This is a genomic window from Pseudonocardia yunnanensis, assembly GCF_039534065.1.
Classification (GTDB): domain Bacteria; phylum Actinomycetota; class Actinomycetes; order Mycobacteriales; family Pseudonocardiaceae; genus Pseudonocardia; species Pseudonocardia yunnanensis.
The window spans coordinates 54,154-65,672 of the sequence record NZ_BAAAUS010000068.1; the positions used below are offsets into that span (position 1 = coordinate 54,154).

The following is an 11,519-nucleotide window of genomic DNA, read 5'->3' on the forward strand; positions in this document are numbered from 1 at the left end:
GGCGTCCGTCAGCCTGCCAGCGCCACCACCTCGTCGAGGCCGGCCCGAAGCCCGGCCATCAGCACGGCGGGCTCCGTGATCGCCGCCGGGTCGAGATTGACGCCGATGCAGCACGTCCCGACGTGCGAGAGCAGGGTGATCGTCGCCGCCACGCCCGGCAGCGGGCCGAACGGGTACATGTGCGTGATCCGGGAGCCGGCGATGTACACCGGGTGGCTCACCCCGGGAAGGTTGCTGACCTGCACGTCGTTGGCCGAGGTCAGGCGGGCCGATGCGGGGCCGAGCACGGCTCCGGGCAGCCACGGGAGCGCGGGGGCGAGCAGGCCCACCACGTCCACGCCGGAGCCCGACCGTGCGGTGAGCACGAACTCCCGCACCGCCCGGATCCGGGCAACGGGGTCGGGCTCGTCGAGCGGCCCGGGAAGGCGGGCGCCGGTGAACCGGTTGCCGCCCTGCGGGTCGTCCTGCGTGCGGAGGCTGATCGGGATGCCGATCGGAATGGTGCCCAGCTCGGCGCCGAAGTGCTGGTGGTAGTGGCGCAAGGCGCCGAGCACCGCGGCCAGGTACCCGTCGTTGAGCGACCCGCCTGCGGCCTTCGCCCCCGCTTTCAGCTCGTCGAGCCCCACGTCGATCACCTCGAAGTGCCACTGACCGCTGCGCTCCGCGAGCAGCGGGGAGTGGCCCGTCGTCGGGGGCGCGACGGTCTTGCCGAGGGAACGGACGGTCTCGACGGCCCGCGTGGCGACCGCCTCCGGCCTGGCCAGCGCGCCGAGCACCCCGGCACCGCGGCGCACCACCTCGCCCGGCACCCCGCGGGCTGCCCGTCCCACCTGCTCGGTCAGCAGCTCGACCGGGGACACAGGCGGCTCGGGGTGCGGCTCCGGCGGCTCGGGCCGGTGCGGGTCGTGCTCCGGTGAGCGGCTGTGCAACATGCCCATGAGCTGCACGGCACCGAGGCCGTCGGTCGCGCTGTGGTGCGTGGTCACGACGTAGGCGGCGCGACCGCCCTGGAGGCCCTCCACCAGCAACGCCCGCCACAGCGGCCGGTCGCGGTCGAACGGGGCCGCAGCGAACTCCTGCACCACGTCGAGCAGCTGGCGCGTCGAACCCGGGCGCCGCAGCCGCACCCGGGACAGATGGTGGACGAGGTCGAGGTGGTCGACCGACTCCCAGGTCGGCGTGCCGATCCCCAGCGCGGGCTCCACCACCCGCTGACGCATCCGGGGCACCATCCGCGAGGCCCACTCGTGCGACGCGACGAGCCGTTCCCAGTCCGGCGCCGGGTCGAGCAGCTCCAGCAGCGTCACGTTGGAGCGCAGCCGCGGGTCCCCCGCCTCGCCCCGCCACATGGCCGTCTCAAGCGCGTTCATCTCGCGCGCGGTGCCCCACCGGAGCGGGCGCGCGTCGAGCGGCGCGCCCACGGGACCGGCCGGGCCCGCCGTCACGGCGACCTCCCCGTTCGGCACGCGGGACGGACCGCTGCGGCCGTCCCAGTGCGCGAGGGTGTCGATGTACCGGTCGCGGACCTCCGCGATGTGGCGGTCCAGCTCCTCCACCGTCCACCCGTCGGTCGGGATCGGGGGCAGCACGGTGACCTGCACCGTGCCCTCCCGCAGCGTCGACGCTCCGCGCCACATCAGCTCGCCTGCGTTGCGGATGACGATGGGCACGATCGGGACGCCCGCCTGCATCGCGACGTGGAAGGCGCCCTTCTTGAACCGGCCCAGCGCCGGGGTGGCCGACCGCGTGCCCTCCGGTGCGACGACGAGCGAGATCCCTTCACGCAGCCGTTGCACCGCGGGTTCCAGTGCCGCCCGCGCGGCGCCGGTGTCGGCGCGGTCGACGAACGCCACGTCGGCGAGCCGGAACGCCAGCCCGAACCCGGGCACGCTCGCGGCCTCCTTCTTCACGACGGCGGTGAAGCGGGTGCGCAGCAGCTTCGTCAGGATCAGCACGTCGAGCTGGCTCTGGTGGTTGAACAGGAACACGGCGGGACGGGCGGAGACGAGGTGTTCGGCGCCGCGGACGTCGAGCCGCACCCCGCCCAGCGCGGTGCCCAGCTCTCCGGCGAGCGTCAGCCCGAGATCGACGGCCTCGCGCCGCGTGCCCTCCCCGGCGATGCTGTTGAGCGCGCCGAGTGCGAGGCCCGCGGCGAACCCGCCGAGCGTGCCGCCGACGGCCCCCACCGTGCGGGCGATCTCCCGGGCGCCCGGACGGCCGCGGTGGCGGAAGCGGGCGATCGGCCAGTTGCGCCGCATCGCCTCGGCCGCCAGCCCCGGTCCGGGGTTCAGCGCCCGCGCCCGCCCGGCCATGCCGAGGAACGGCACGTCCTCGTCGCCGTTGGAGTAGGCATAGCTCTCGGCCAGATCGATGTCGTGGGCCTGCGCGAACGCCCGCACGGCGGTGGCCTTGCCCGCGCGCCACAGCGGCGGGCCACCCGGCCGGCCGGTCGCGAGCCCGTTCTCGAACTCCACGGGTGTCACGAGCACGTGGTCGACGCCCATCGCGCGCGCTGCGGGCTCCACCTGGAACCTCGTGGCCGACGACGCCAGCACCACCGTGTGCCCGGCCCGGCGGTGCGCCTCCACCAGCCGCCACGCCTCGGGATAGAGCGATCCGGCGACGCCCTGCATCCACAGCCGCTCACCGAGCTGCGTCAGCTCGTCCTCGTGGCGCCCCGCCCACGCCCGCATGCCGAGCAGGAAGAAGTCCTCGAATTCCTCCTCCGTGGTGAGCCCGCGCATGCCCAGGAGCAGCATCCGTCCGATGTCGGCGGGGGTGACGTGCCCGGAACGCAGGTGGTGGCGCGCGAACGCAGCGAGCGAGTAGCCGTCGATCAAGGTGCCGTCGAAGTCGAAGAAGGCGCCGACGCGCGGTCCCTGCGGACCCGCCTCGACGTCGGCGATCAGCTGCTCCTCGCTCCAGACCTGGGCAGCGGATCCCGCGGTGCCCGTGCTCGCCTGGGTCATGGCTCGACTCCTACCGCCTCTCGCCGCGACGCGGCATCGATCTCGTCGATCCGGATCACCCGGCGGACGACGTCGCCCAGCTGGGCGGCGAACGCCTGCCGCTGCCGTGCGACCACCTCCTGCTCGTCAGGGCTGTCCGCCTGACGCAGCAGGTCCCGGTTGCCTGCCAGCTTCAGGGCGCTTCCGAACAGCTCACGGGACAGCGACTCGGGACCGTGCAGCCGTCCCTGGAGCAGCATCTGCTGCCCGACGCCGCTGCACTCGTCGAGGAACGCCTTCTCCACGACCGGCTCCCCCGGCGGCCGGGCGGCGAGCCGTTCGGCCACCACCAGCTGAGCGTCCAGGAACGAGCGCAGCACCCGGTGCGCGATCAGGAACTCGGCACCCGCGAGAACCCGCTCGCCCTCGGCGTTCTCCCACGCCGGGTCGAGCCCCCGTAGCTCGGCCGACAGCTGCGCCCGGTAGCTGTCGCGGTCGGGGAAGAAGAACTCGAACTTCAGCAGGTCGCGCAGTTGCATCGCTTCGTCCCAGCGACCCCCCGGGGCGCTGAGCAGCATGAGTTCGGCGATCGCTCGGTCGATGAAGTGGTGGATGGCACTGTTGCGGTAGAACGCGGCGATCAGGTGCTGCCCGCGCTCGATCGCGTAGACCGGCTCCTCCCCGCCCCGGTACACCGTGACGACCTTGGAATCGGCCAGAGCAGCGAGCACCAGGCTCAGGCCCGCCTCCGTGTCCAGCGGGTCGGGCCGGTCGGGATCGACGGCACAGCCGCGGGCCTTGACGTAGCTGCGCACGGGCTCGAGCACGCGCTGCACCTGCCCGAGCGTCAGCGCCCGGTCACGCACGCCGAGCAGCGCCAAGGTGACGAGTGCCGTCGCGACCACCGGCGTGACGCGGTTGATCCCCACGGCGACCTCGAAGGCCACCTTCTGAAGGGCGAGCCGGTGGGCGGCCTCGTCCTGCGGGGTGCCCAACGCCGCACGCAACGAGATCGGCTCGGCGAACCTCACGTACGCGGTGCCGATGGGGTGCAACTGGGCCTTCGCGTACCGCGCGAGCCAGGCCAGCCCCTCCCCCTTCTTCGGCACCCCCGCCTGCTCGGCCGCCATGGCCGACACCTCGCGCAGCTGGTCGTAGGTGATCGAGACCGGCACGAGGTGGACGTCCTCGACACGACCGCCTTCCACGGCCTCCGCCACGTTGGCGAGCAGCCCGTAGCGGGGCGGGCGCAGCTTCCCGGTGCGGGAGCGGCCGCCCTCCATGTACCACTCCAGGTTGAACCGCTTGGCCAGCAGGAACGCGAAGTACTCACGGACGGCGAGCTTGTAGATCTCGTCGTCACCGAAGCTGCGCCGGATGAAGATGACCCCCGACCGCTTGGCCAGTGGGCCGACCGGCCAGAACCTCAGGTTGTCGCCACCGAGTACATGGTTGCGCGGGAAGTCGTTCTCCGCGAGTACGTCGGCGAGCAGCAGCGGGTCGGCGTAGGAGCGGTGGCTCGGCAGGATCACCAGGGGGTAGCGCCGGTTCAGCTCACGCAGCTTCTCCAGCCCTGCACTGTCCGCCTGCACGTCCCACGCCCTCGCGTGCAGCGGGCGCAGCGCGGACGTCAGCAGGTCGACGGCCACGGGGCTCATCGAGGCGACGAGGCCGTCCAGGTCGGCCCTCGCCTTCGCGGCCACGTCCGCCTCGGGCCGGCCGAGCTTTGCGGCCAGCTCGGCGACCTCGCGGCGGAACTCGGGGCTCTCCTCGATCGCCTCGGCGACCTGGCGCGGCACCTTGTACCGGTGCCCGACCAGCGCACGTTCGGCCCGGTCCAGCGCCAGCGAGGCCTGCCGGGCGACGAAGTCCCCGAAGGCCGCGACACCCGCCCGGAGCGACGGGCGGCTGCCGGTGAACCGCTTCTGCAGATCGCCGACGGTGGCCGGCTCGGCCACCACCACCGCCACCCGGTCCGGCTCCCGCTTGACGATGCGGGCCTGCTCGACCGGCAGGGGATGACGCGGGTTGCGCAGCGCCGCCACGTCGGCCCACCGCACGCGACGCTGTCCGCCCCGCTCCCGCGGCAGCCATGCCACGCGCACCGCGGCGACGACCGCCTCGTCGCCGTGCTGCCCCAGTGACGGGGCCAGCGCCGCACCCTCGACCGGCAGCACAGCCACCGGATGCAGCCCCTCCTGCCGCACCCAGTCCTCGACGAGCCTGCGTTCCACGCCCGTCGTCGCGTCCACCAGCAGGATCAGCGGGGCCCCGTCGTGCACGTCCATCCGCCCACCTTCCGTCGAGAGCCCATCCTGCCCCGCTGTGGCCGGGACGTGGTCATTCGTGGCTGATTCGGGGTCATCTGAACAACCACTCGTGTCCCCGAGGGCGGAACGGGTGGGCGTCAGTACCCTGAGGGCCCGTGAAGATCGCGCATCTCGTCCAGACCCTGCATCCCGACGCCCCGGAGATCGGGCTGGTCGACCTCGCCGGGGCGGCGCGGGAGATCGATCTCGAGCTGGTGGTGATCGCGTTGGCGTCCACCTCCGAGACCAGCCAGGTCAGCGCGCTGCACCGGCTCGGCGTCCCGGTCAAGGAGCTGGGGCTGGGCCCCTGGGATCCACGCGCGGTCACCCGTACCGCCCAGCTGATGCGCGAGCAGGGGGTGCAGCTCGTGCACACCCACCTGCCACCTGCCGACGTGGTGGGAGCGGCGGCGGCCGTGCGCAACCGCATCCCGGCCGTGTCCACGCTGCACCGGATCGAGAACCTGCCCGCCGACCGGGTCGACCGGCTGAAGCGCACGGCCAAGATCCTCGCCCGCCAGCGGTTCATGTCCCGGACGATCGCGATCTCACAGGCGCAGGTGGAGTGGTACCGGAGCCTGGGCTCCGACACCCCACAGGACCTCGTGCTCCTCCCGAACGGCGTCACCGATCCCGGCCCGGTCGACCAGGCCGAGCGGGAGCGCCGCCGCGCCGCCCTCGGTGTCGCCGACGGCGAGGTGCTCGCGGTGAGCACGGCACCGATGCGCCGCGACCAGGGCCACGAGCTCCTGCTCGACGCTCTCGACTCGCTTCCGGACGGGCTGCCGCTGGTGGTCGCCATGGCAGGCGACGGGCCGCTGCGTCCGTGGCTGGAGTCGCGTGTGGACGGAAGCGACGACCTGACGCGGCACGTCCGGTTCGTCCACCGCCACCAGGAGCCCGCCGCCCTGCTCCGGGTGGCGGACCTGGTCCTGCACAACGCCCGGTCCGGGGCTGCCCCGACCGCGTTGTTGCGGGCCATGGCGGCCGGCGTACCCGCCATCGCCAGCCGGGTCGGTGGCGTTCCGGAGATCGTCACCAACGACACCGGAATGCTCGTGTCGCTGCACCCCGCTGCAATCGCCGACGCGCTCGTCGCGCTCACCCACGACGACGCACGGCGGCAACGGCTCGGAGCCGCGGCGCGCGCCCGGTTCCTCGCCGAGTACGAGGCCGTCGGCTGGGCCCGGCGGCTGCACGAGCTCTACCGCGACGTGCTGGTGCCGGGCCGGGTCGCGCCCGTCCGGCCGAGCGCATCCTGAACCCAGCCACGCAAACCCGTCGACGCCAGGCGGTCCGGGCAGCAAGAATCCGCCATCGTGCTGCAGCCATCCGAGCCCGGTGACCATCCCCCACCCGCCGCCCTGCGCCGCGCCACGGCAAAGGACCTCCCCGCCATCGCCACGGTGGACGGGCGTGGCTTCGGCTTCCACTACCGCGACGAGGACATCGAGGCCTTCCGGCCCCTGTTCGAGCCCGACCGCTTCCTGCTCGCCGAGGACGACTCTCGGATCGTCGGGGTCACCGGCTCGTTCCCGTTCGACGTCACGCTGCCCGGGGGCGCCACCCTGCCCGCACCCGGCGTCACCTGGGTGTCCGTGGCGGTCACCCACCGTCGCCGCGGCATCCTGCGGGCACTGATGGAGGAGCAGCACCGCGGTTTCGTGGCCGACGGCTCCGCCGTGTCGCTGCTGACCGCGAGCGAGGGCTCGATCTACGGCCGCTTCGGCTACGGCATCACCACCCTGCACCGATCCGTCGAGATCAGCCGCCGCCGCGCGACGTTCCGCCCCGGAGCACCCGACCCCGGTGGCGTCCGTGAAATCGACACCACCGAGGCGCGGCTGCTCTTCCCCGGGATCCACCGGCGGTGGGTGGCGACGGTCTCGGGCGCGCTCAGCCGCAGCGACGCCTGGTGGGACAACGTCCTGCTCGACCGCGAGTGGCAGCGCGACGGCGCCACCGCGCTCTTCCACCTCGTGCACGCCGACGGATACGTCTCCTACCGCATCGAGCAGGGCGAACGGGCGTGCCGGATCGTCGACATGGTGAGCGTCACCGAGGAGGCGCACGCCGCGCTGTGGCGGGTGCTGCTCGCCATGGATCTCATCGAGAAGGTCACCGTGTGGTCCCATCCGCTCGACGACCCCCTGCAGTACCTGCTCACCGACCCGCGGCAGGTGCGCACCACCGGCATTCGCGACGGGATGTGGGCCCGGGTCCTTGACGTGCCCGCAGCACTGTCCGCGCGCGGGTACGCCTCGGAGGTCGACGTCGTGCTCGACGTGCACGACCCGTTCCTCGACAGCGGTGGCCGGTTCCGCCTGCGCGGTGGCCCGGACGGCGCCGAGTGCGTCCGCGTCGACGTCGGCGGGCCCACCGTGGCCATCGGGGTCGCTGCGCTGGGCCCACTCCTGTTCGGCGGAGAGCGTGCCACCACCCTCGCGCGCGCCGGGCTGCTCGCCACGGAGGACCAGGCCGCGCTGCACACCGTCGACCTCGCGTTCCAGGCCGAGCGCCTCCCACAACACGGCACGGGTTTCTGACCGGGGCGAGCCCTACAGTTCCTGTATGAGCGAGACCGGCGGGCTGCGTCCGCTCGAGGACGGGATCGTCCGCGAGTTCGGCGAGGACAGCTCTCGCCCTGGCCGGGTGAACCTGTCCTACGGCGCCTACCTGCACCTGGACGAACTGCTTTCGGCCCAGCACCCGGTGAGCAGGCCGGTGCACCATGACGAGCTGCTGTTCATCGTGCAGCACCAGACGTCCGAGCTATGGCTCAAGCTGGTGCTGCACGAACTGCGCGCGGTGCAGGCCCACCTCGCGGCCGACGACCTGCGGCCCGCGCTCAAGGGCCTGGCCCGGGTGAAGCACATCCAGCGCACCCTGACAGACCAGTGGTCGGTGCTGGCCACGCTCACCCCGTCCGAGTACGCGGAGTTCCGCAGCTTCCTGGGCACGTCGTCGGGCTTCCAGTCCGACCAGTACCGGGCCGTCGAGTTCGTGCTGGGCAACAAGAACCCCGCGATGATCGAGCTGTTCGACCACGACGAGCGGGCCCGCGCGCAGCTGACCGAACTGCTGGAGCAGCCGAGCGTCTACGACGAGTTCCTGCGCTACCTGGCCCGCCACGGCCATGACGTGCCGCGATCGATCCTGGAGCGCGACGTCCGGCAGCCGCACACGTTCTGCCCGGAGCTCCTGCCGGTGTTCCGTCGCATCTACGAGCACTCCCACGAGTGCTGGGAGGCCTACGAGACCTGTGAGGAGCTCGTCGACCTCGAGGAGAACTTCCAGCTGTGGCGGTTCCGGCACCTGAAGACCGTCGAGCGCACGATCGGGGTGAAGCGCGGCACGGGCGGGTCGAGCGGCGTGAAGTTCCTGCGGGCGGCGCTGGAGCTCACCTTCTTCCCCGAGCTGTACGCCGTCCGCACGGAGATCGGGTCATGACCGCCGAGACCGTCGGCCTGGCCTCACGCGCCGCCGAGCTGGACGCCACCGACCCGCTGGCCGCCCACCGCGACCGCTTCGTACCCAGCCCGGACGTCGTCGCCTATTTCGACGGCAACTCCCTGGGCCGTCCGCTGGCCGATATGGCGGACCGGCTCGACCGGTTCGTCACGCAGGAGTGGGGCGGCGGGCTCATCCGGGGCTGGACCGGCGACGGGCCCGTCGTGGCGCGCTCGGCCCGGCCCTGGATGGACTGGCCGGGGTGGGTCGGCGACCGGATCGCCGCCGCCGCGCTCGGTGCGGCCCCCGGTCAGACCGTCGTCGCAGACTCCACGACGGTGCTGCTCTACAAGCTGGCGCGGGCCGCGGTCGACGCACAGGCCCGCGTCGGGCGCCGCGAGATCGTCCTCGACACCGACAACTTCCCCACCGACCGCTACGTGCTGGAGGGCATCGCCGCGGAGCGTGGGTGCGTCCTGCGCTGGATCGAGACCGACCCCGCCGAGGGCGTCACCGCCGAACAGGTCGCAGCCGTCGTGGGCCCGGCCACGGGGCTCGTGCTGTTCAGCCACGTGGCGTACCGGTCGGGATGGCTCGCCGACGCCGCCGCCGTCACCCGTGTCGTGCACGACGCGGGCGGGCTCGTGCTGTGGGACCTCTGTCATTCCGCGGGTTCGGTGGAGCTGGAGCTCGACGCCTGGGGCGTGGATCTCGCCGCCGGATGCACCTACAAGTATCTGAACGGCGGCCCCGGCTCCCCCGCGTTCGGCTATGTCCGCCGCGACCTGCAGGACGTGCTGCGCCAGCCGATCCAGGGCTGGATGGGCCGGCGTGACCCGTTCCTGATGGGCCCTGGCTACGTGCCGGCCGACGGCGTCCGCGGCGTGGTGAGCGGAACCCCGCCGATCCTGGGGATGGTGCCGCTGCTGGCGGCGCTGGAGCAGCTGGAGGAGGCCGGGATCGCCGCCGTGCGGGCCAAGTCCGTGGCGCTCACGGAGTTCGCACTCGAACTGGTGGACGCCTGGCTCGTGCCCTACGGCGTCGAGGTGGCCTCACCCCGCGACCCGGCACGCCGCGGCGGCCACGTGACGATTCGTCGGCCCGGGTTCCGCGACCTGCTCCCCCACCTGTGGGAGCGCGGCGTGATCCCCGACTTCCGCGAGCCGGACGGCATCCGCCTCGGCCTGGCCCCGCTGAGCACGAGCTTCATCGAGGTCCACGGGGGCCTCGCGATCCTCCGCGACGTGCTGGCCGAGCACGCCTGACCACAGCGCAACGAACGGCACGTCGGTCCAGTAGATCCGCACCAACGTGCCCCTCGTCCGGCGTGAACAGCTCCACGGGGTCAGCGCAGTGCGTGTTCCCATTTCTCACGCACGCCGCGGAGGTACTCCGGGCTGCTCTCCGCCACCCGGGGGAAGTCGGCGCGCCGCTCAAAGGGGCGGCACGCGTCGATGATCGCCCGGCTGTTGTAGGCGGGCGCGCCCTCCGGGAGCATCGGGTCGAGCTTGCTGCCCCAGCCGTAGCGCATGATCTCGATGTCGCGGTCGGGGTCGCTGCGGGTGGACATCGCCCAGATCACCTGCTCCAGGTCGGAGCAGTCGATGTCGTCGTCGACCACCACCACGTACCGGTTCATGTAGGCCGCCGCCGGGCACTGTGCGGCGAGGTGCGCAACCTGCCGAGCGTGGCCCGGGTAGCGCTGCTCCAGCGAGACCGCGATGAAGAGCCGTCCGCCGCCGGACTCGTGCGCCCAGGCCGCCGAGACGCCGGGCACGCCCATCGACACCAGCTCGTCGTGGATCATCGCCGACTTCATCACGGTGCGCATGTAGGAGTAGTCGTGCGGTGGGCGACCGGGGGGCGCTCCGAGCAGGATCGGGTCGTCCCGGTGGTACAGCCGCGTGATCTCCAGGTTCAGGCATGGCCGGCGGCGTCCCGAGTAATAGCCGGTCCACTCGCCGAACGGACCCTCGTCGCGCATGTTGCCGGGGGTGAGCCAGCCCTCGACGGCGATCTCGCTGCCCGCCGGGATCGGCAGGCCGGTGTCCGGGGCGATGACCACCGGGACCCGCTCCCCGAGCACCGCGCCCGCGTACTCCAGTTCCGACACCCCGCCCGGCACCTCGGTGCCGCCGAGCGCCAGCAGCAGCGGGTCGTGCCCGAAGGACACCGTCACCGGGGCGCGGCCCTCGCGCGCGATCCACCGCTCGATGTTCTGCGCCCCGTGCTTGCCGGGGACGGCCGCGATCGTGGTGCTGCGGCCGTCGTCCTGCACCTCCATCCGGTAGCAGCCGCCGTTGTGCACGCCGGTCTCCGGGTTGCTCGTCACCACGAAGCACCCGGTGCCGATGAACCGGCCGCCGTCGTGCTCGTGCCAGCGCGGGACCGGGAACTTCAGCAGGTCGACCTTCTCGCCGGGCACCTCGTTGGCGAGCAGGGGTGCGCTGTCCACCGGCGCGACCGGGAAGTCCCGCGCGCTGCCCGCCCATTGCGACGGTTTGCCGCGGAGCGCGTCCACCAGGCCCGCGTCGTCGAGGTCGTCGCCGAGACGCAGGGTGTGCCCGAAGCGGCGGGAGGAGCCCGTGCTGCCGGTGAGCACCCGCATGCCGGCGGGATAGCCGGTGATCTCGTCGAACAGGACGGCGGGCGGATGAGGAAGGTGGTAGCTCACCTCGGCGATGCCGCCGAGTTCCAGATCCCAATGCGCGCCGCGAACGTGGCGCAGCTCGCCCATCTTCTGCACCGCGTAGATGTGGCTGCGCAGGCTCAGCAGTGGTTCGTCACCGGGTGTGGTCATCCTGGCTGTGCC

Annotated in this window: 7 protein-coding genes; 4 read left to right on the forward strand and 3 right to left on the reverse strand. The window is 72.6% G+C overall.

What is annotated here, in order from left to right; translation table 11 throughout:
* Positions 1 to 8 precede the first annotated feature (8 nt).
* A complete protein-coding gene (locus ABD743_RS43955; protein WP_344730586.1) occupies positions 9 to 2,969 on the reverse strand; it encodes an HAD-IB family hydrolase in 2,961 nt (986 codons plus the stop codon).
* A complete protein-coding gene (locus ABD743_RS43960; RefSeq protein WP_344730588.1) occupies positions 2,966 to 5,236 on the reverse strand; it encodes a glycerol-3-phosphate 1-O-acyltransferase in 2,271 nt (756 codons plus the stop codon). The genes ABD743_RS43955 and ABD743_RS43960 overlap by 4 nt, the downstream gene beginning before the upstream one ends.
* A gap of 137 nt (positions 5,237 to 5,373) precedes the next feature.
* Here ABD743_RS43960 and ABD743_RS43965 point away from each other — a divergent pair, with 137 nt between their 5' ends.
* Genes ABD743_RS43965 through ABD743_RS43980 form a run of 4 tightly spaced genes read left to right on the forward strand, consistent with a single transcriptional unit; the run spans position 5,374 to position 9,972 of the window.
* Positions 5,374 to 6,519, forward strand: coding sequence for a glycosyltransferase (locus ABD743_RS43965; RefSeq protein WP_344730590.1), 1,146 nt, complete (start codon positions 5,374 to 5,376; stop codon positions 6,517 to 6,519).
* A gap of 57 nt (positions 6,520 to 6,576) precedes the next feature.
* Positions 6,577 to 7,803: a GNAT family N-acetyltransferase gene (locus tag ABD743_RS43970; RefSeq protein WP_344730592.1), complete on the forward strand. Its 1,227-nt coding sequence runs from the start codon at positions 6,577 to 6,579 to the stop codon at positions 7,801 to 7,803.
* 25 nt (positions 7,804 to 7,828) lie between these two features.
* Positions 7,829 to 8,707: a tryptophan 2,3-dioxygenase gene (locus ABD743_RS43975; RefSeq protein WP_344730594.1), complete on the forward strand. Its 879-nt coding sequence runs from the start codon at positions 7,829 to 7,831 to the stop codon at positions 8,705 to 8,707.
* Positions 8,704 to 9,972, forward strand: a complete 1,269-nt coding sequence (locus ABD743_RS43980) for a kynureninase (RefSeq protein ID WP_344730596.1) — start codon at positions 8,704 to 8,706, stop codon at positions 9,970 to 9,972. Before ABD743_RS43975 ends, ABD743_RS43980 begins: the two co-directional genes overlap by 4 nt.
* 80 nt (positions 9,973 to 10,052) lie before the next feature.
* Here ABD743_RS43980 and ABD743_RS43985 read toward each other — a convergent pair whose 3' ends face one another.
* Positions 10,053 to 11,507, reverse strand: coding sequence for a UbiD family decarboxylase (locus tag ABD743_RS43985; RefSeq protein ID WP_344730598.1), 1,455 nt, complete (start codon positions 11,505 to 11,507; stop codon positions 10,053 to 10,055).
* Positions 11,508 to 11,519 lie beyond the last annotated feature (12 nt).

Coding starts and splice junctions, on each gene's coding strand:
- ABD743_RS43985 (WP_344730598.1), bottom strand. CDS start 11,507: ATGACCACACCCGGTGACGAACCACTGCTGAGCCTGCGCAGCCACATC.
- ABD743_RS43955 (WP_344730586.1), bottom strand. CDS start 2,969: ATGACCCAGGCGAGCACGGGCACCGCGGGATCCGCTGCCCAGGTCTGG.
- ABD743_RS43980 (WP_344730596.1), top strand. CDS start 8,704: ATGACCGCCGAGACCGTCGGCCTGGCCTCACGCGCCGCCGAGCTGGAC.
- ABD743_RS43960 (WP_344730588.1), bottom strand. CDS start 5,236: ATGGACGTGCACGACGGGGCCCCGCTGATCCTGCTGGTGGACGCGACG.
- ABD743_RS43975 (WP_344730594.1), top strand. CDS start 7,829: ATGAGCGAGACCGGCGGGCTGCGTCCGCTCGAGGACGGGATCGTCCGC.